19 protein-coding genes are annotated in these 19,547 nt (G+C 72.1%); 14 read left to right on the top strand and 5 right to left on the bottom strand.

Annotated elements, in window-relative coordinates:
* Nucleotides 1-6 precede the first annotated feature (6 nt).
* Nucleotides 7-498, top strand: a complete 492-nt coding sequence (locus ACIF83_RS36955) for a methylated-DNA--[protein]-cysteine S-methyltransferase (RefSeq protein ID WP_393481526.1) — start codon at nucleotides 7-9, stop codon at nucleotides 496-498.
* A gap of 81 nt (nucleotides 499-579) precedes the next feature.
* Here ACIF83_RS36955 and ACIF83_RS36950 read toward each other — a convergent pair whose 3' ends face one another.
* The 3 genes from ACIF83_RS36950 to ACIF83_RS36940 form a co-directional block, all read right to left on the bottom strand.
* The gene (locus ACIF83_RS36950; RefSeq protein WP_393481523.1) at nucleotides 580-1,314 is read right to left on the bottom strand and encodes an NAD-dependent deacetylase; all 735 of its coding nucleotides are present in this window, start codon (nucleotides 1,312-1,314) and stop codon (nucleotides 580-582) included.
* 115 nt (nucleotides 1,315-1,429) lie between these two features.
* The gene (locus ACIF83_RS36945) at nucleotides 1,430-1,780 is read right to left on the bottom strand and encodes a hypothetical protein (protein ID WP_399733766.1); all 351 of its coding nucleotides are present in this window, start codon (nucleotides 1,778-1,780) and stop codon (nucleotides 1,430-1,432) included.
* A 95-nt stretch (nucleotides 1,781-1,875) separates the two neighbouring features.
* A complete protein-coding gene (locus ACIF83_RS36940; RefSeq protein ID WP_399733763.1) occupies nucleotides 1,876-2,337 on the bottom strand; it encodes a MarR family winged helix-turn-helix transcriptional regulator in 462 nt (153 codons plus the stop codon).
* A 135-nt stretch (nucleotides 2,338-2,472) separates the two neighbouring features.
* On the opposite strand from ACIF83_RS36940, the gene gap reads away from it, so the two are divergent.
* The 13 genes from gap to fdxA all read left to right on the top strand — a co-directional run bounded on the left by gap (nucleotide 2,473) and on the right by fdxA (nucleotide 17,732).
* Entirely contained in the window at nucleotides 2,473-3,477 is a 1,005-nt protein-coding gene (gene gap, locus ACIF83_RS36935) for a type I glyceraldehyde-3-phosphate dehydrogenase (protein WP_399733760.1), read from the top strand.
* Between the two features lie 114 nt (nucleotides 3,478-3,591).
* The gene (gene ptlH, locus ACIF83_RS36930; RefSeq protein WP_399733757.1) at nucleotides 3,592-4,446 is read left to right on the top strand and encodes a 1-deoxypentalenic acid 11-beta-hydroxylase; all 855 of its coding nucleotides are present in this window, start codon (nucleotides 3,592-3,594) and stop codon (nucleotides 4,444-4,446) included.
* The gene (locus ACIF83_RS36925) at nucleotides 4,447-5,898 is read left to right on the top strand and encodes an MFS transporter (RefSeq protein WP_393481509.1); all 1,452 of its coding nucleotides are present in this window, start codon (nucleotides 4,447-4,449) and stop codon (nucleotides 5,896-5,898) included.
* Nucleotides 5,899-6,041: 143 nt separating this feature from the next.
* Nucleotides 6,042-6,854 carry a 1-deoxy-11-beta-hydroxypentalenate dehydrogenase gene (ptlF, locus tag ACIF83_RS36920; protein ID WP_393481506.1) on the top strand — a complete coding sequence of 271 codons (813 nt, stop codon included), beginning with the start codon at nucleotides 6,042-6,044 and terminating at the stop codon, nucleotides 6,852-6,854.
* A 62-nt stretch (nucleotides 6,855-6,916) separates the two neighbouring features.
* On the top strand, nucleotides 6,917-8,677 hold the full coding sequence (ptlE, locus tag ACIF83_RS36915; RefSeq protein ID WP_393481761.1) for a neopentalenolactone/pentalenolactone D synthase: 1,761 nt from the start codon (nucleotides 6,917-6,919) through the stop codon (nucleotides 8,675-8,677).
* 53 nt (nucleotides 8,678-8,730) lie between these two features.
* The gene (gene ptlD, locus ACIF83_RS36910) at nucleotides 8,731-9,654 is read left to right on the top strand and encodes a neopentalenolactone/pentalenolactone F synthase (RefSeq protein WP_393481503.1); all 924 of its coding nucleotides are present in this window, start codon (nucleotides 8,731-8,733) and stop codon (nucleotides 9,652-9,654) included.
* Complete coding sequence (locus ACIF83_RS36905) at nucleotides 9,651-10,664, top strand: polyprenyl synthetase family protein (protein WP_393481500.1); 1,014 nt, start codon at nucleotides 9,651-9,653, stop codon at nucleotides 10,662-10,664. The genes ptlD and ACIF83_RS36905 overlap by 4 nt, the downstream gene beginning before the upstream one ends.
* A 298-nt stretch (nucleotides 10,665-10,962) precedes the next feature.
* A complete protein-coding gene (gene ptlA / locus ACIF83_RS36900; protein WP_393481497.1) occupies nucleotides 10,963-11,973 on the top strand; it encodes a pentalenene synthase in 1,011 nt (336 codons plus the stop codon).
* A gap of 32 nt (nucleotides 11,974-12,005) precedes the next feature.
* Complete coding sequence (gene ptlI, locus ACIF83_RS36895; RefSeq protein ID WP_399733751.1) at nucleotides 12,006-13,403, top strand: pentalenene oxygenase; 1,398 nt, start codon at nucleotides 12,006-12,008, stop codon at nucleotides 13,401-13,403.
* On the top strand, nucleotides 13,400-14,389 hold the full coding sequence (gene ispH, locus ACIF83_RS36890) for a 4-hydroxy-3-methylbut-2-enyl diphosphate reductase (protein WP_393481491.1): 990 nt from the start codon (nucleotides 13,400-13,402) through the stop codon (nucleotides 14,387-14,389). The genes ptlI and ispH overlap by 4 nt, the downstream gene beginning before the upstream one ends.
* Before the next feature lie 28 nt (nucleotides 14,390-14,417).
* Nucleotides 14,418-16,265, top strand: a complete 1,848-nt coding sequence (locus ACIF83_RS36885) for a 1-deoxy-D-xylulose-5-phosphate synthase (RefSeq protein ID WP_399733747.1) — start codon at nucleotides 14,418-14,420, stop codon at nucleotides 16,263-16,265.
* 13 nt (nucleotides 16,266-16,278) lie between these two features.
* Nucleotides 16,279-17,415: a flavodoxin-dependent (E)-4-hydroxy-3-methylbut-2-enyl-diphosphate synthase gene (gene ispG / locus ACIF83_RS36880; RefSeq protein ID WP_393481485.1), complete on the top strand. Its 1,137-nt coding sequence runs from the start codon at nucleotides 16,279-16,281 to the stop codon at nucleotides 17,413-17,415.
* Nucleotides 17,412-17,732, top strand: a complete 321-nt coding sequence (fdxA, locus tag ACIF83_RS36875; RefSeq protein ID WP_393481482.1) for a ferredoxin — start codon at nucleotides 17,412-17,414, stop codon at nucleotides 17,730-17,732. The genes ispG and fdxA overlap by 4 nt, the downstream gene beginning before the upstream one ends.
* A gap of 39 nt (nucleotides 17,733-17,771) precedes the next feature.
* Here fdxA and ACIF83_RS36870 read toward each other — a convergent pair whose 3' ends face one another.
* Both ACIF83_RS36870 and ACIF83_RS36865 read right to left on the bottom strand, forming a co-directional pair.
* Nucleotides 17,772-18,287 carry an NUDIX domain-containing protein gene (locus tag ACIF83_RS36870; protein WP_393481479.1) on the bottom strand — a complete coding sequence of 172 codons (516 nt, stop codon included), beginning with the start codon at nucleotides 18,285-18,287 and terminating at the stop codon, nucleotides 17,772-17,774.
* A 28-nt stretch (nucleotides 18,288-18,315) separates the two neighbouring features.
* Nucleotides 18,316-19,389 (bottom strand): ADP-ribosylglycohydrolase family protein, encoded by a 1,074-nt coding sequence (locus ACIF83_RS36865; RefSeq protein ID WP_393481477.1) that lies wholly within the window; start codon nucleotides 19,387-19,389, stop codon nucleotides 18,316-18,318.
* Nucleotides 19,390-19,547 lie beyond the last annotated feature (158 nt).

Raw genomic sequence — 19,547 nt, 5'->3', positions numbered from 1 at the left:
AGCGACATGAGCGAGACGAAACAGCACACCGTCATCGACAGCCCCTACGGCCCCCTCACCCTCGTCGCCGACGACGGCGTCCTGTGCGGCCTGTACATGACCGGCCAGCGCCACCGCCCGCCGGAGGAGACCTTCGGCAGCCCCGACGACACCCCCTTCGCCGACGCCGAGAAGCAGCTGACGGCCTACTTCGCCGGCGAGTTGACGGAGTTCACCCTCGAACTCCGCCTGAACGGCACCCCGTTCCAGCGCAGCGTGTGGGACCAGCTGACCCGCATCCCGTACGGCGAGACCCGCTCCTACGGCGAACTCGCCGAGGCCCTCGGCAACCCCGGGGCGTCCCGCGCGGTCGGCCTCGCCAACGGCAAGAACCCGATCGGCATCATCGTGCCCTGCCATCGCGTCATCGGAGCGGGCGGCGACCTCACCGGCTACGGCGGCGGCCTGGACCGCAAGCGCCGCCTGCTGGACTTCGAGCGGGGGACGGCCCTGTTCTAGCCGTCAGTGCAGCCGGAGATGCCACCCATGCCGTGACCAGGCCGCCGACACCCGCCGACGCGTCCGTTCGAGCGAGCCGGCCTACTCGCTCCCCTCACGCAGACTGCGCAGCAGTTCCGGCAGTGCCGTACCGATCGGTTCCCGTACGACCTCGTCGGCGAGTTCGTCGTACGGCGTCGGTTCGGCGTTCACGATGACGAGCCGTGCCCCGTGGTCGGCGGCGACACCCGCGAGCCCGGCCGCGGGCTGCACCTGGAGACTGGTCCCGACGGCGATGAACACCTGGCAGGCCTTGGAGATGGCGAGGGCTTCGCCGAGGACGACCGGGTCGAGCCGCTGGCCGAACATCACGGTCGCCGACTTCAGGATCCCGCCGCACTCCAGGCACGGCGGATCCTCCTCACCGGCCTCGACCCGGGCGAGCGCGTCCTCCATGGGACCGCGGGCGTGACACTTCGTACAGACGACGCTGCGTGCGGTGCCGTGCAGCTCCAGGACCTTGCGGGCGGGCAGGCCGGCCAGCTGGTGCAGCCCGTCCACGTTCTGCGTGATCACCCGCACCGGCACCCCCGACCTCTCCAGCTCGGCGATGGCCAGGTGCGCGGCGTTCGGCTCGGCCTGGAGCGTCCGGTTCTTGCGTCGCATCTGCCACGAGCGCCGCCGGATCTCCGGATCACTCATGTAGTACTCGTACGTGACCAGTTTCTCGGCCTCCGGATCCCGCCGCCACAGCCCGTTGGGGCCGCGGTAGTCCGGAATACCGGAGTCGGTGGAGATGCCGGCCCCGCTCAGCACGGCGACTAGGGGCTTGCTCATGCGGTCGAGGGTAGGCCGGGCGGCCCGGGGGCCGCGAGCGGATATCGGTCGGTCGCAGGGCCGGCCTCCTTCGGCCGAGCAGACCTGTAGCCTCGGCCACCCGCGCCGAGACCCCTCAGCCGAGCCAGGTCCACCGCACCGTCGCCACCACCCCCAGAGCCAGCGCCGGTGTCACCCAGCCCCACCCCACCGACCGCCGTACCGACGGCAGCAGCCGCAGGGCCTGTACCGCGCCCGCGGCCGTGAGCGTCAGGACGCAGGACAGCTCGATCGCGGCGTACGCCTGGTCGTCCCAGGGGCCCGAGGGGCGGATGGTCAGCGCGGTCCAGCAGAAGAACGCGGCGGTGAGGGTCAGCAGGGTCAGGGGCACGGCGAGGACCAGACGGACGCAGCCGCGGTCGTCGTCCGGGTGGGCGGGGTGGGGCATCGGTGTGGCGCGTTCCTTGCGGGCGGTGGATTGGACCATTTCGGTGCGGGGCTCCGGATGCTAGCGTCCCGCATGGCCCAGGTGGCCGTCGTACAAGTACCGCCGGAACGGGAACGACCGACGCATGCCTCGTCCTACTGCCTTGCCCGCATGCCGAGTTCGGCCAAGTGGGCGAGGACGGGGAGGGCCGCGGCGATGGTCTGCTGCTCCTCGGGCGTCAACTCGCCGATCAGGGGCTGCAGATGGCGCGCCCGGTCCTCGTGCCGGGCCTGGCCGATCTTCCGGCCCTCCTCGGTGATGTGCACCAGGACGGCACGGCCGTCGGTCGGGTCGGGGCGGCGTTCCACGAGTCCGTCCCGTTCCAGCCGGGTCACCAGCTGGGTGATGCCCGGCTGGCTCAACTGCTCCGTTCTGACCAGGTCCGTCAGCCGAGTCGGACCCCTGAAGGCCAGCGTGTCCAGCACCGACAGCGTCGTGAACGACAGCTTCTGCACGGAGGCGAGCCGGATGTAGAAGCGGTTGAAGTTCTCGATCGCCCTGGTGAGGTCGTCGACGTCCAAGTCGGCCTCGTGGCTGGTGTTCTGAGGAAGGGTCACCCTGGAAATATATCGCATGCTTATATAAGGTCGTGATGCACCACGTCCCCGCCCCGCGGTGATGTGTGGTCCGGCATCGCACCTCGGCGCAACGGCGCGTCAACCACCCAGCAGCGCAAGGCGAGGGACACATCTATGACTGTGCGCATCGGCATCAACGGTTTTGGACGCATCGGCCGCAACGTCTTTCGCGCGATGGCCGCGCGGGGCTCGGAGTTGGAGATCGTCGCCGTCAACGACCTCGGTGACGTCGACACCATGGCCCACCTGCTGGCCTACGACTCCATCCTGGGCCGCTTCCCCGAGGAGATCGCCGCCGAGCCGGGCGCGATCCGCGTGGGCAGCCGGACGATCAAGGTGCTCGCCGAGCGCGACCCGGGCGCCCTGCCCTGGGGCGATCTCGGCGTGGACATCGTGATCGAGTCCACCGGCATCTTCACCGACGCCGCCCGGGCGCACGCCCACGTCGACGGCGGGGCGAAGAAGGTCATCATCGCGGCCCCGGCCAGCGGTGAGGACATCACGGTCGTGCTCGGAGTCAACGAGGACGCCTACGACCCGGAGCGCCACACGATCATCTCCAACGCCTCCTGCACCACCAACTGCCTGGCCGTGCTGGCCAAGGTGCTGCACGAGAGCGTCGGCATCGAGGCGGGCATGATGACCACCGTCCACGCCTACACCCAGGACCAGAACCTCCAGGACGCCCCGCACAAGGACCTGCGCCGTGCGCGTGCCGCGGGCCTGAACATCGTGCCGACCTCCAGCGGCGCCGCCAAGGCCATCGGCCTGGTGCTGCCGGAACTGGCCGGCCGTCTGGACGCGTTCGCCCTGCGCGTGCCCGTGCCCACCGGCTCGGTCACCGACCTGACGGTGACCCCGAGCCGGCGCACCTCCGTTGCCGAGGTGAAGGAGGCGTACGCGGCGGCCGCGGCCGGTGCCTACAAGGGCCTGCTGTCGTACACCGAGGCGCCCCTAGTCAGCACCGACATCGTGGGCGACCCCGCCTCCTGCGTCTTCGACGCCGAACTGACCCGCGTCACGGACCGGCAGGTCAAGGTCGTCGGCTGGTACGACAACGAGTGGGGTTACTCGAACCGTCTCATCGACCTCGCCCTGCTGGTCGGCGCCACCCTCTGACGCGCCGGCCGGCCACCGACGCCACCGTCGTCGGCCTTCCCGCGATGCCGGGCGGGACAGGTCTCACGCCCCTTCGGACCATGCCACCAGGCCATGTCACAAGGACGGGAACCCATGACGTACGTGACCGGGGAATACACGGACTGCGCGCCTCTGCTCGACGACCGTGAGGCGCTCGACGGCTTCTTCGAGGAGCACGGCTACCTGTATCTGCGTGGCGTCCTCGACCGCGACCTCGTCCGGACCGCCGCGGAGCAGATGCTGGAGGGCCTGATCGCGCTGGGCGCGGCGGACCCGAAGGCCACGCTGGACGACATCGGCATCGACTCCTTCGAGGAGGTCGACGAGGTGGCGATGCACAAGTACGTGAAGTACAACGAGTTCTGGAACCACCCCTCGACCCTCAGGGTGTTCGAGCAGGTCTTCGGCGAGCCCGTCTTCGTCTTCCGCTCCACGACCATCCGCTACTACCCCTCGGCCGCGGGCGCGGAGAACCCGTCGTTCGCCCACCTGACGCCGTTCCACCAGGACGGCTTCTACATAGGCCCCAACAAGGACTTCCGCCCCACCTGGATACCGCTCATCGCGACGACCAAGGAGTCCGGCGGGGTCGCGCTCGCGGACGGCAGCCACCGGCGCGGCCCGCGCGAGCACGTCGTCCACGAGTCCTTCCGCAGGTTCGGCCACCCGGTGCGCGGCATACCCGCGGAGCTGATGGGTGAGGACGAGACCCTGCGGCACTCCGCCATGGAGCCGGGCGACGTCCTGTTCCTGCACGCCTACACCTGCCACAGGTCGGTCCCGAACCTGTCCTCCCCGCCCGTCATGCGGATGTCGATGGACACCCGTGTGCAGCCGGCCGCGTCGGAGCGCGGCTTCAACGCGCTGACCCCGTGGACGGAGTCGGCGAGGGATCCCGCCAAGGGAATCATGTCCAAGATCACCGGAACCCCCAGCTCGGTTGAATAGATGACTCATCGCGAAGCACCCCCCACCGGCGCTCCCGGAACCCAGGAGCAGCCGTCCCCGCAGGAAGCCGACCGGCCGGCCGGCTTGTCCACCACCGGTCTGGTCGTGGTGCTCACCGGGTTCGCCCTGTCCATCGTCGACTTCTTCATCGTCAACGTGGCGCTGACCACGATCGGCCACGACCTGAACGGCGGCGAGACCGCACTGGAGCTGGTGGTGTCCGGCTACGGCATCGCCTACGCGCTCGGGCTCGTTCTCGGCGGGCGCCTGGGCGACGCCTACGGCAGACGCCGGCTCTTCGTGTGGGGCCTGATCGCCTTCACCCTCAGCTCCGCGCTGTGCGGTGTGGCCCCGGGCGTCGGCTTCCTCATCGCCGCCCGGCTGCTGCAGGGCGCGGCCGCGGCCATGCTCGTACCGCAGGTCCTCGCGACCATCCAGGCGGCCACCGAGGGCCAGGCCCGCGCCCGCGCCATCAGCCTCTACGGCGCCACCGCCGGACTCGCGGCGGTGGCCGGGCAGATCCTCGGCGGACTGCTGGTCTCGCTGGACATCGCCGGGGTCGGCTGGCGGTCGGTCTTCCTGATCAACGTGCCCGTCGGGGTGGCCGCGCTGCTGGCCGTGCGGCACATGCCGGACACCAGGGCCGAACGCAGGCCGGGCTTCGACCTGACCGGCACCCTGCTGTTCGGGGTGGCCCTGGTCTGCGTCCTGCTGGTGATCGTGGAGGGGCAGGCACTGGGCTGGCCGCTGTGGCTGTGGGCGCTGCCCGTGGTCGCGGCCGCCGCGGTGCTGGCGCTGGTCCGGGTCGAGCGGCGGCTGGAGGCGGAAGGCGGCTCGCCGCTGCTGCCCCCGTCGGTCCTCTCGCAGTCCGGGATGCGCCGGGGGTTGCTCGCGATGGTGCCGTTCTCGATCGGGTTCGGCAGTTTCATGTTCGTCTACGCCCTGGTCGCCCAGAACGACTTCGGTCTGGGCGGGCTGGGCTCCGGAGCGGTGCTGTCCCCGTTCGCCTCCGCCTTCTTCGTGGTCGCGCTGTTCACCCCGAAGATCGCGGCGGTCCTCGGCCGGCGCATCGTGACCCTCGGTGCCACCGTCCAGGGAGCCGGACTGCTGCTGATGGCGCTGCTGATCGGGGTCACCTGGCCGGACGTCCCGGTGGTCCTGGTGCTGGCCGTGCTGGCCCTCACCGGCGTCGGACAGGCGCTGATCGGGCCCACCCTGTTCCGGATGATCCTCGCCGACGTCCCGCCGGCCCAGGCCGGCATGGGCAGCGGTGTGCTGGTCACCAGCCAGCAGACGGCCACCGCCCTGGGCGCGACGGTGGGCGGCACCCTCTACCTCGCCCTCGGCGACTCGATGGGCCACTCCTCGGCAGCGGTGATCGTCCTCGCCCTGCTGGCCGTCTTCTCGGTGACCATCTTCGCCATCAGCCTCAGACTGCCCGACCCCGCCTGAACCACCGGTGGCCTCCGTCCGGCTCCCCACCGGGTGGAGGCCACCGGGACCAGGGCGTACGCCCACCCCGCACAGCCCCCTCCGGGTCGCAAGGACGCGGCCCGTGCCTTGCCCGCCCCAGGACGCGAGGAACGGACGGTCCCGTGCACCTACACCCCAGGACGGCCGTGGTCACCGGCGCGGCGAGCGGTATCGGTCTCGCCCTCACCGCCCGCCTCACCCGGTCCGGAGCCGAGGTGGTGATGGCGGACATCCAGGGTGCCGCCCTGCACCGCCGGGCCGCCGAACTCACCGCGCGCGGCGCGCGGGTACGCGCCGAGACCGTGGACCTCACCGACCCCGACGCGGTGACGGCCCTGGCCGAGACGGCGTACGGCACGCTCGGCGAGATCGACGTGGTCTGCAACAACGCCGGTGTCGTCGGCCCCGTGGGGATGCCGCTGTGGTCCGTGCCGCTGGACCGGATGCGCGAGGTGTTCGAGGTGAACCACTGGGCGCACGTCCATGTCGCCCGCGCCTTCGTGCCCCGGCTGCTGGCGAGCGGGCGGCCCGCGCACCTGGTGCACACCGCCTCCATGTCGGCGTTCGCCGTGGGCAGTGGCAGCGCGGCCTACGCCGCCTCCAAGCACGCCGACCTGGCCGTGGCCCGCAGCCTGCGGGCCGACCTCGCCGGGACCCCCGTACGGGTCTCGGTGCTCTGTCCCGGCCGGGTCGACACCCCGATGGTCCGCGGGCTCGCCGCGCCACGGGACGCGACCGGCGACACGACCGTCTCCGCCGAGCTGGTGGCCGAGACCGTGTGGGACGCGCTGGGCTCCGACCGCTTCTACCTGTTCACGAACGCCGACGCGCCCACCCGGCTGCGCGACCAGTTCGACGACGTACGGCGCCACCTGACCTCACCTGTCCACCCCACGCAGGAGACGCTGTGGAACGCTCTGGAACAGACCCCTTAGCCGACGGCGCGTCGGGCCCCGCCGGCACGGCCGACACCGCCGGCACCGTCGACATCGAGACGGTGCGGGCGAAGTACCGCGAGGAGCGCGACAAGCGCCTGACGGCGGCCGCCGGCCGGACGTACCGGTCCGCGCGCGGGGAGCTGTCCCGCTATGCCGCCGACCCCTGCTCCGAGCCGGTCGACCGGGACCCCGTCACCGACGAGGTCGACGTCGCCGTCGTCGGCGCCGGCATCGGAGGTCTGCTGGTGGGCGCGCGGCTGCGCGAGACGTGCGGCTTCGAGCGGATCCGCCTGATCGACGCGGCCGGTGACGTGGGCGGGACCTGGTACTGGAACCGGTTCCCCGGGCTCCGGTGCGATGTCGAGAGCTACGTCTACCTGCCGCTGCTCGAAGAGCTGGGCACCGTACCGACCGAGAAGTACGTGACCGGCGCCGAGATCCTCGCGCACTGCCAGGCCGTCGCCCGGCACTACGGCCTCTACCGGGACGCGCTGCTGCAGACCTCGGTCACCGAACTGCGCTGGGACGAGGACACGGCGCACTGGCTGGTGCGCACCGACCGCGGCGACCGTTTCCGGGCCCGGTACGTGTGCATGGCGATCGGCTCGCTGCACCGGCCCAAACTCCCCTCCGTCGAGGGCATCGAGACCTTCCGCGGGCACTCCTTCCACGCCGCCCGCTGGGACTACGGCTACACCGGCGGGGGAGTCCCGGGCAGCCTCGCGGAGCTCCGGGACAAGCGGGTCGGCATCGTCGGGACGGGCGCGACGGCCGTCCAGGTGATCCCGCACCTGGCCGAGGCGGCCGCACACACCTACGTCTTCCAGCGCACCCCGCCCGCGGTGGGGGTACGGGCCAACCGGCCCACCGACCCGGACTGGGCGAAGGGACTCGAACCGGGCTGGCAGCAGCGGCGCATGGACAACTTCCACGCGCTGACCTCGGGAGTGGCCGCGGAGGAGGACCTCGTCGCGGATGGCTGGACGGAGATCACCGCCCGGCTCGCGGCGATCCTGCCGAAGTCCGCCGGGACCGGCCCCGAGGACGCGGCCGGCGCCGTCGAGCGCGCCGACTTCCGCAAGATGGAGGAGCTGCGGGCCCGCGTCGACGCCGCCGTCCACGACCCCGCCACCGCGGCCGCCCTGAAGCCGTACTACCGGCTGTTCTGCAAGCGGCCCTGTTTCCACGACGGTTACCTGGAGACCTTCAACCGGTCCGACGTCACCCTGGTGGACACCGAGGGGCGCGGTATCGAGCGGCTCACCGAGCACGCGGTGGTCGCGGGCGGCCGCGAGTACCCGGTGGACTGCCTGGTCTTCGCCTCGGGTTACGAGTCCGAGTACGCGGTGCCGTACACCGCCCGGGCCGGTTACGAGGTGGTGGGGCGGGACGGGCTGCGACTGTCGCAGAAGTGGGCGGACGGGGCACGAACGCTGCACGGACTGATGGTGAATCGTTTCCCCAACTGCTTCGTCCTCTCCAAGGTCCAGTCGGGCCTGCACGTCAACGTCCCGTACATGCTGGGCGAGCAGAGCCGGCACATCGCCCACATCCTCAAGGCCGTCCAGGACCGGGGCCGGCACGTCGTGGAGGCGTCCGCCACGGGCGAGAAGGAGTGGGTCGAGGAGATCCTCCGGCTCGCGGGCCGCAACCTGGACTACGCCGAGTCGTGCACCCCGGGCCTGTTCAACAACGAGGGCCGCCCGAGCGAGCTGCACGTCCTCAACGGCAGCTACGGCGGCGGCTCGGTGGAGTTCGTGAACGTCCTGCGCACCTGGCGCGAGGCCGGTGACCTCGCCCACCTCGAACTGACCGACTGACCCACCCGTCCACGCAGCAACCACGCAGCATCCATGAAGGGGGACGCAAGGCCATGGACGTCTCGCCGATACCAGGCTCCTCCGTCGGAGCCGTCGTGCACGGCGCCGACATCACCCCGGACCTCGACGACACCACCGTCGAGCGGGTCTGGGCCGCACTCGACCGGCACCTGGTGCTGGTCTTCCGCGGCCACCGGGACCCCTCGAACGACGAACTGCTCGGCTTCGGGCGCCGCTTCGGGCACATCCCCAAGACCGGGCTCACCACCGGCGCCAGCCCCGACCACAACGAGATCCTGATCATCTCCAACATCGTGGAGAACGGACGGAAGATCGGCGTCGGCGACGCCGGCTGGATGGACTGGCACACCGACTACTCCTTCCGGCCCCGGGTGTCCCGGATCGGCTTCCTCGCGGCCGTGGAACTCCCCGTCTCCGGCGGCGGACAGACCCTGTTCACCGACATGTACGCGCTCTACGACTCCCTGCCCGCGCAGCTGCGCCGGCGGCTGCACGGCTACCGGGCCCGGCACGCCCTGCGCTCCGGCTACGAGGAGACCATCGAGGAGAGCTTCCAGGGCGAGGTCTCCCTCGCCGGCCCCGAGGGCGGCACCGGACCGGACGACGCCACCGGGATCCTGCCCGAGGACGGCACCTCCACCGTCCACCCGATGATCGCCCGCAACCCGCGCACCGGCCGCCACGCCGTCTACGTCAACTCGCTCAACACCAAGCGCGTCCTCGAACTCGACCCCACCGCCAGCAAGGAACTGCTCCAGGAACTGTGCGGCTGCGCCGGCGCCCCCGGGCTGACCTACGCCCACACCTGGCAGCCCGGCGACATCGTCATGTGGGACCAGCTCGGCACCATCCACGCGAAGACGCCCTTCGACCCGGCGGACCGGCGCATCCTGCGCAAGGTGGTGGCCATCTTCGACGACCCGGTGGAGCCCTGGCGAGCGGAGGCCATGGCGTGACCGTCACCCCCGCGAGCCTGCACCGCGGCCGGGACGTCACCACGCCCGGACTGCGCACCGCCCTGGACCTGCTCGATCGCCGGACCCGCCACCAGGCCGCCTACCACCTCGGCTGGATCACCGCCGCCGGCGCGCCGACCGCGGCCGACGGCGGCAAGGCCGTACGCCCCGCCCTCGCCCTGCTGTCGGCCGAGGCGGTCGGAGCGCGGCCCGAGACCGCGCTGCCCGGCGCGGTCGCCGTCGAGCTGGTGCACAACTTCTCCCTGCTGCACGACGACCTGATGGACGGTGACGAGGAGCGCCGCCACCGCCGCACCGTCTGGTCGTTGTGGGGCGCCTCCAGCGCGATCCTCACCGGCGACGCGCTGCTCGCCCTCGCCCAGGAGGTGCTGCTCGACTGCGGGCTGCCCACCGCGGCACCCGCGGCCGGACTCCTCGCCCGGACCACCCGGCGGCTGATCCACGGTCAGGTGCAGGACATGGCCTTCGAACAGCGCCAGCACGTGACGGTCGAGGAATGCCTGGAGATGGCCGGCGGCAAGACCGGCGCGCTGCTGGCGGCGAGCGCCGCGATCGGTGCCCTGCTGGCGGGGGCACCGCAGCCCGCCGTGGACGCCCTCGCGCTCTACGGCGAGCAGGTCGGCCTCGCCTTCCAGCTCACCGACGACGTCCTCGGCATCTGGGGCGACCCGGCCACCACCGGCAAGTCGGTCCACTCCGATCTGCGCGCCCGCAAGAAGTCCCTCCCGGTCGCCTACGCGCTCAACCAGGGCGGCACCCTCGGCGTCGAACTCGCCGCGTGGCTGGCCGCGCCCGGCGACCCCGACCCGGCGGAGCTGCGCCGTGCGGCCGACCTGATCGAGGCCGCAGGCGGTCGCGCCTGGGCCCAGGCCGAGGCGGCCCGCCGGATGGCGCTGGGCGAGGCGGCGCTGCGCGGTGCCGGTCTGGACGCCGGGGCGTGTGAGGAGTTGCTCGCGGTCGGGCGGTTCATCGTCCGCCGCGAGGTGTGAGAAGTCCGGCCGGACCAGTCCCCGTAAGAGATCTGTCAGCACTGTCGGGGACCGTGAGGGACACGGGCCGAGGCCCCGCCGCCACCCCCGAGGGCGACGGTGCCGGCAGGCAGGCCCCGGCTCCGCGGGCAGCGTCGCCCCGGAGCCTCCCTCCCGCCGTGGGCAGCGTGGCCCGCGGTCTCCCCCCACCCGTCCGTATCCGCCGTAGGGCAGCGCCGCCCGGTCGTCCTCCCGCGGGACATGACCCGCCGCCCCACGCCACCGCCGCTTTCCCCAGCGCCCCACCACGGAGATCACCATGCCGCAGGACGTCGACTTCCGAATACCGCTGCCCGGTCGGCAGAGCCCCGACCACCGCCGCGCCGAGGCCCACCAGTTGGAGTGGCCGCGTTCCCTGGGCCTCATCACCACCGAGGCCGCCGCCACACGTCATCTGCGCGGCGCCTACGCCGACCTGGCCTCGCGCTTCTACCCGCACACCGCCGGCGCCGACCTCGACCTGGGCGTCGACCTGATGTCGTGGTTCTTCCTCTTCGACGACCTCTTCGACGGACCGCGCGGCGAGGACCCGGAGGAGACCCGCAGCCTCACCGACGCGGTGGCGGCCGCCCTCGACGGCCCGCTGCCCGACACCGCACCGCCCATCGCGCACGGCTTCGCCGACATCTGGCACCGCAGCTGCGCGGGCATGTCCCCCTCCTGGCGCGCACGCAGCGCACGGCACTGGCGCAACTACTTCACCGGATACGTCGACGAGGCCCTCAGCCGCTTCCACGACACCCCCTACGACTGCGCCGCCCAGTACCTGGCCGTACGCCGGCAGACCATCGGAGTCCAGCCCACCGTGGACATGGCCGAGGCCGCCGGGCACTTCGAGGTGCCCCAGCGGGTCTTCGACAGCGCGGTGCTCTCCGCGATGCTGCAGATCGCCATCGACGTCAACCTGATGTTCAACGACATCGCGTCACTGGAGAAGGAGGAGGCCCGGGGCGAGCGGAACAACCTGGTCTTCATCCTGCAGCGGGAGCACGGCTGGCCGAAGGGCCGCAGCATCGCCCACCTCCAGGACGAGGTCCACGCCCGCCTCTCCCAGTACCTCCTGCTGGAGAGCTGCCTGTCCAAGGTGTGCGACATCTACGACCTCGACGCCGCCGAGCGCGAGGCCGTGGAGCGCTACCGCACCGACGCCGTGCGCACGGTGATCCGCGGCTCCTACGACTGGCACCGCTCCTCGGGCCGCTACGACGCCGAGTTCGCGGTGGCCGCCAGCGTCCAGGGCTACCTCGAAGAACTCGGCAGCAGCCGCTAGCCCCCCAACCACCCACCCGATGTGAGGTTGCGATGCCCCAGCAGACCTACAGCGCCGGGACGGCCCCCGGGGCGGTCCCGGTCGTCGGCCACGCCCTGCAGATGATGCGCCAGCCCGTCCGCTTCATGTCCTCGCTGTCCGCCCACGGCGACCTGGTGAAGATCAAGATAGGTCCGACCTCCGCCTACGTCCCCTGCCATCCCGGACTGCTGCGCGACGTGCTGACCAACGACCGCACCTACGACAAGGGCGGCGTCTTCTACGACCGGGCCCGTGACATCGCCGGAAACGGCCTGGTCACCTGCCCGTTCAAGGACCACCGCCGACAGCGCCGACTGATGCAGTCGGCCTTCCAGCGCTCCCAGCTCAAGCGCTACGCCACCGCCATGCACGCCGAGATCGAGGCCACCTCCGACCGCTGGCACGACGGCATGGTCGTCGACGCCTTCCAGGAGCTGTACGGCATGGCCCTGCGCACGGTGGCCCGCACCCTGTACTCCACCCCCGTCAGCAAGGAACTCGCCGACGGCGTGGAACGCGCCTTCGACACCGTGCTCAACGGGCTGTTCCGGCAGATGTTCCTGCCCCGCTTCCTGCGCCGCCTGCCCACCCCGGCCAACCGGCGCTACCGCCGCAACCTGGACTACCTGCACGCGACCACCCAGCAGCTCATCGACGACTACCGCAGTGACGACGCCGAACACGACGACCTGCTCTCCGCCCTGCTCGCCTCGCGCGACGAGGACGGCAGCCGGCTGGACGACACCGAGATCCACGACCAGGTCATCACCGTCATGGCGGCCGGCACCGAGACCGTCGCCGGCACCCTCACCTGGATCTTCCACCTGCTGTCCCAGCACCCCGACATCGAGGCCGCACTGTACGAGGAGATCGACACCGTCCTCGGCGGCCGGGCACCGCAGTGGGACGACCTGCCGAACCTCTCGCTGACCGACCGGATCATCAGCGAGACCCTCCGACTGCACCCGCCGGCCTGGCTGTTCACCCGGCTCACCGCCGCCGACACCGAACTGGCGGGCCGGCACCTGCCGAAGGGGACCACCATCGTCTTCAGCCCCGCCGCGGTGGCGCTGAACGAGGAGGCCTACCCCGACGAGCACCGCTTCGACCCCGACCGCTGGCTGCCGGACCGGGTCAACCCGCTCGCCCGGCAGGCGTTCATGCCGTTCGGTACCGGCGCCCGCAAGTGCATCGGCGACCTGTACGCCCGCACCGAGGCCGCCCTCGGTCTCGCCACCATCCTCGGCAAGTGGCGGATCACCTGCGAGCCCGACGCCGACGTCCGGCCGGTCCCGCTGGCCACCGTCTACCACCCCCGCAGGCTGCGGCTGCGCATCAGCACCCGCACCGGGCGCCCCACCGTGGGAGCGGTCCCCTCGCCGCGCCTCGGCGGGGGTGACGCCGCGTGAGCCGGGGCGGGAAGGTCGTCCTGGCCCAGCCGCGCGGCTTCTGCGCCGGTGTACGGCGGGCGATCGGGATCGTGGAGCGGGCCCTGGACCTGCACGGCGCACCGGTGTACGTGCGCAAGGAGATCGTGCACAACCACTACATCGTCTCCGAACTGGAGAAGCGCGGCGCGGTCTTCGTGGACAGCGAGGAGGACGTCCCGCACGGCGCCGTGTGCGTCTTCTCCGCGCACGGTGTCTCCCCGGCGGTCCGGAGCGGCGCGGACCGGCGCCGGTTGGAGGTCATCGACGCCACCTGCCCGCTGGTGGCCAAGGTGCACCAGGAAGCCCTGCGCTTCGCCCGCGACGGCCGCACCATACTGCTGGTCGGCCACGCCGGCCACGAGGAGGTCGACGGCGTCCTCGGCGAGGCGCCCGAACGCACCGTCGTGGTCGAGACGGTGGACGACGTGGCCCGGCTCGGCCTGCCGGACGACACCCCGGTGGCCTTCCTGACCCAGACCACCCTGTCCTTCGACGAGACCGCCAAGGTGGTCGAGGCGCTCCGCGCGCGGTTCCGGGACATCGTCGCCCCCGGCGGTGACGACATCTGCTACGCGAGCCAGAACCGGCAGAACGCCGTCAAGGACCTGGCACGCCGTCACGACCTGGTCCTCGTCGTGGGATCCGGCAACTCCAGCAACTCGCTGCGCATGGTCGAGGTGGCGCGCGAGCACGGCTGCCGGGCCCACCTCGTCCCCGACCGGGACCACTTCCAGGAGGCCTGGCTGGACGGCGTGGCGAGCATCGGCGTCAGCGCCGGGGCCAGCGCGCCCGAGGTCCTCGTCCGCGGGCTCCTCGCCCTGCTGGCCGAACTCGGTCACGGCGACGTGGAGTTGCAGCAGGCGATGCCCGAGGACGTGGTCTTCGCCATGCCGGCCCGGCTGGCCGACCCGGTCACCGGCCGGATCCCGCGCACCCCGCTGGCCGACGAGGCGCAGGTGCGATGAACCGATGGACGCAGCAGAGGAGACACGCGTGACGACGCAGACACGCGCGCCGGAGACCAGCACCGAGAAGAGCATCGTCGAGGAGTTACGGGGCCCCGAGGATCTGCGGGCCATGTCCGTGCAGCAGGTCGACCGGCTCGTACCGGAGATCCGGCGGCTGCTGGTGGACACCGTCACCCGCACCGGCGGACACCTCGGCCCCAACCTCGGGGTCGTCGAACTGTCCGTCGCGCTGCACCGTGTGTTCGAGTCCCCCCGCGACCGCATCCTGTGGGACACCGGCCACCAGTCCTACGTCCACAAGATCCTCACCGGCCGGGCCGGCGCCCTCGGCTCGCTCCGGCAGAGCGGCGGACTGTCCGGGTACCCGTGCCGTGCCGAGTCCCCGCACGACGTCATCGAGAACTCGCACGCCTCCACCGTGCTGTCCTGGGCGGCCGGCGCGGCCCGCGCGTACGGGCTGCGCGGGGACACGGACCACGCCGTGGTGGCCGTCCTCGGGGACGGGGCGCTCACCGGGGGCATGGCCTGGGAGGCGCTGAACAACATCGCGACCGCACCCGGCCACCCGGTGATCGTGGTACTCAACGACAACACCCGTTCCTACGGTCCCACCACCGGCGGCATCGCCGAGCACCTGGCCGCGCTGCGCACCGGGACCACCCCGGAGTGCCTGTTCGAGACCCTGGGCCTGGCCTACCTGGGTCCCGTGGACGGGCACGACATCACGGCCGTGGAGGCGGCCCTGCGCCGGGCGCGGGACCTCGGCCGGTCCGTCGTCGTGCACTGCGTCACGGAGAAGGGCCGCGGCCACGCCCCGGCCGAGCAGGACGAGGCGGACCGGCAGCACGCCGTACGTCCGCTGCGCTCCGGCCGGCCGAGCGATGACGGCTCGCCCTCCTGGACCGCCGTGTTCGGCCGGGAACTGGCCGAACTCGGCGCCGAGCGGCCGGACCTGGTGGCCGTCACCGCCGCCATGCTCCACCCGACCGGCCTCACCGAGTTCGCCGCCCGCCACCCGGAACGCACCCTCGACGTGGGCATCGCCGAACAGCACGCGGTCACGGCCGCCGCGGGCCTGGCCCTGGGCGGGATGCACCCGGTGGTGGCGATCTACGCCACCTTCCTCAACCGCGCCTTCGACCAGCTGCTCATGGACGCGGCCCTGCACCGCGCCCCGGTCACCCTGGTGCTGGACCGGGCGGGCGTCACCGGCGACGACGGCCCCTCGCACAACGGCATGTGGGACCTGTCGCTGCTGAACCTCGTCCCCGGGCTGCGGCTCGCGGTGCCCCGCGACGCCGCCACCCTGCGCCGCGCCCTGCGCGAGGCCGTCGCCGTCCACGACGGCCCGACCGCCCTGCGCTTCCCCAAGGGCACGACGGGCGAGGACGTTCCCGCCGTCCGCACCGTCGGCGGGGTCGACGTGCTCCGGCGGGGGGAGCACGCGGACCTGCTCCTGGTCTCCGTAGGGGCCATGGCCGGCACCTGCCTCGAGGTCGCCGCGCTGCTGGCCCCGGAGGGCGTCGGCGTCACCGTCGTCGACCCGCGCTGGATCAAGCCGGTGCCGCCGGCCCTGGTGGAACTGAGCCTCGGACACCGGCTGGTCGCCACGGTCGAGGACAACGGCCGGGCCGGCGGAGCCGGGGCCGCGGTCGCCCAGGCGCTGAGCGACGCGGGCGCGCCCGCCCCGGTGCGTGTCTTCGGTCTGCCCCAGCGGTTCCTCGCCCAGGGCTCCCGGTCCGAGATCCTCGACTCCGCCGGACTCACCGCCCCCCGTATCGCCGACGACCTGGCGGCGGCGCTGACCTACAGCCGCGCCGCCGTGCGCCGCACCCACCGCGCCGTGCCCCACCCAGTCGTACCCCCACACTGAGGAGAAACGTGCCATGTCCGTCTCGCTCGGGGTGCCCACCGTGCCGTTGCGCCTCGCCCCACGCCGCGTCAGCCGGCAGATCAGGGTCGGCTCCGTCGCCGTCGGCGGCGACGCACCCGTCTCGGTGCAGTCCATGACCACGACCCCGACCGCCGACGTCGGGGCCACCCTCCAGCAGATCGCCGAACTGACCGCGGCCGGATGCCAGATCGTCCGGGTGGCCTGCCCCTCGCAGGACGACGCGGACGCCCTGCCGGCCATCGCCCGCAAGTCCCCGATCCCCGTCGTCGCCGACATCCACTTCCAGCCCCGCTACGTCTTCGCCGCCATCGACGCCGGATGCGCGGGGGTCCGCGTCAACCCGGGCAACATCCGGCAGTTCGACGACAAGGTCAAGGAGATCGCCCGGGCCGCCGGGGACGCGGGCGTCCCGATCCGGATCGGGGTGAACGCGGGCTCCCTCGACCGGCGCCTGCTCGCCAAGTACGGCAGGGCCACCCCGCAGGCGCTGGTGGAGTCCGCGCTGTGGGAGTGCTCGCTGTTCGAGGAGCACGGCTTCCGGGACCTCAAGATCTCCGTCAAGCACAACGACCCGGTGGTCATGGTCAGCGCCTACCGGCTGCTCGCCCAGCAGTGCGACTACCCGCTCCACCTGGGCGTCACCGAGGCCGGACCCGCCTTCCAGGGCACGATCAAGTCGGCGGTGGCCTTCGGCGCGCTGCTGAGCGAGGGCATCGGGGACACCATCCGTGTGTCGCTGTCGGCCCCGCCCGCCGAGGAGGCCAAGGTAGGCATCCAGATCCTGGAGTCGCTGAATCTGAGGCAGCGCCGGCTGGAGATCGTGTCGTGCCCGTCCTGCGGCCGCGCCCAGGTCGACGTCTACCGGCTCGCCGACGAAGTGACCGCCGGCCTGGAGGGCATGGAGGTGCCGCTGCGCGTCGCCGTCATGGGGTGTGTGGTGAACGGCCCGGGCGAGGCCCGCGAGGCCGACCTCGGCGTCGCCTCCGGCAACGGCAAGGGGCAGATCTTCGTCAAGGGAGAGGTTATCCGGACCGTGCCCGAATCGAAGATCGTGGAGACCCTCATCGACGAGGCACTCAAGCTCGCCGAGCAGATGGAGAGGGACCGGATGAAGAGGGAGCTTCCATGACCTACGTGATCGCACAACCCTGTGTCGACGTGAAGGACAAGGCCTGCATCGAGGAGTGCCCCGTCGACTGCATCTACGAAGGACGGCGCGCCCTGTACATCCACCCCGACGAGTGCGTGGACTGCGGAGCCTGCGAGCCGGTCTGCCCGGTCGAGGCGATCTTCTACGAGGACGACACCCCCACGGAGTGGGCCGAGTACAGGGCGGCGAACGCCGAGTTCTTCGACGACCTCGGCTCGCCCGGGGGCGCCGCGGCCCACGGGCTCATCGACCGCGACCACCCGGTTGTCGCCGGGCAGCCGGTCCGCACGGCCTGAAACGTGCCCGCCGCCGGGGTCACCCGCATCCCGGCGGCATCAGGACCTGGGGGACAGGTCCTGGGCCACCCGGTGGCCGTTCTCCAGCTCCGCCGTGCCCGTGCCCTGAGCCAGCACGTCGAGTGCGGCCAGGACGCGGCGGCCGAGGGCGCCGGGCAGGTACCCGGGGATCTCCTCGCGGGTCACCAGACGCCAGGACAGCAGTTCCTCCTCCTGCAGCCGGATGGCCTTGAACTCGCTCTCGGACAGGACGCCCCCGTCGTACAGGTAGGCCACCAGCGGCGGCCGGCCGGTGCCGTGCACCCAGTCGACCGCCAGCAGCCGGCCGAGTTCCCGGTCCAGGCCGATCTCCTCGAGCGTCTCGCGGCGCGCCCCCTGGCGGGGCGTCTCGCCGTCGTCCGACTCGATCGTGCCGCCCGGAAGTGCCCAGCCCTCACGGTAATTGGGCTCGACGAGCAGCACGCGCCCCTCGTCGTCCCGGAAGAGCGCGGCGGCACCGGCCAGCACGCGGGGGAGGCTCGCGATGTACGTGGCGAAATCACTGGTCGTGGTCACGCAGGAAGAGTAACCAGGCACCGGACGGCTACGGCGCAGGTGACGCCAGGCGCAGGGTGCGCTCGGCCAGCGCACTGATCCGTACCCCGTCGAAACCGAACACCGCGCTCCGTACGGTGTCCTCGAGCGGGTCCTTCCACTGGGCCGGGACGGCCGCCGCGCCGGTGAGCACCCCGGCCACCGAACCGGCCGTGGCGCCGTTGGAGTCGGTGTCCAGGCCGCCGCGGACGGTGAGGGCGATGGTCCGGGTGAAGTCGCCGTCGCCGTAGAGCAGCCCGGCCGTGAGGACGGCCGCGTTCGGGACCGTGTGGATCCAGCCGAGGCCGGCGGTCTCCGCGGACACCGTGGCCAGCGTCTCCTCCCAGGGCAGCCGGGTCTCGTGCAGGGACACGACCCGGCGCACGGTCCGGGCCAGCCGGCTGCTCGCCGGGATCACGGCGAGCGCGGTCTCCAGCGCCTCCCGCACCCCCGGCGCGGTGAACGCCGCCGAGATCAGCGCGGCCGCGAACATCGCGCCGTACACGCCGTTGCCGGTGTGCGAGAGCACCGCGTCCCGGCGGGCCAGTGAGGCTGCGCGGGGTGGGTCGCCGGGGCAGGTCCAGCCGTAGACGTCGGCACGGATCAGCGCGCCGATCCACTCCTGGTACGGGTTGTCGTACGTCGCCGTCAGCGGCGGCTTCAGACCGTTCGCGAGGTTGCGGTACGCCGCCCGTTCCGCGGTGAAGGTCTGCAGGTACGGCAGCCTGAGCAGCCACAGGTCGCCGACCTGCTCGGTGCTGAAGTCGAACCCGTGGGTCTCCAGCAGATGCAGGCCGAGGACGGCGTAGTCGACGTCGTCGTCGCGGCAGCTGCCGTGGATACGGCCGCGCACGCACTGCCGCCACTCCGGGCGCAGCACGGCGCCGTCGGCCGCGTCGGCGGGCTCCGGCAGGTAGTCGGTGAGCGGCAGGGCGGCGGCCTGCCGCAGATAGCGGTCGATGCGCTCGCGGGTCCACACCTCGCCCTGTTCGACCGGCTTGCCGAGCATGTTGCCCGCGATCCGGCCGAGCCAGCCCCCGTGGATGCGGTCGGCGAGGCCCGGCCCGGTGCCCTGATTGCTCATGGCTGGGGTCTACCCGTTTTCCCAGCCGGCTCCCAGGCGCTGCCCAGGGTTCGGTCGGGGCATGACGGCGGGGGTGTCCTCCGGTTAAGGTCGCAGCGGCGCGACTGGCCCTGACGTGCGCGGGGCCCGGAGAGCAAGGGGAAAGCAAGGTGGCGGAC

Source organism: Streptomyces sp. NPDC085866 (assembly GCF_044541035.1).
GTDB lineage: Bacteria > Actinomycetota > Actinomycetes > Streptomycetales > Streptomycetaceae > Streptomyces.
The sequence above is the reverse complement of the archived record's forward strand: the minus strand, read 5'-3'. Positions and strand labels throughout refer to the sequence as shown.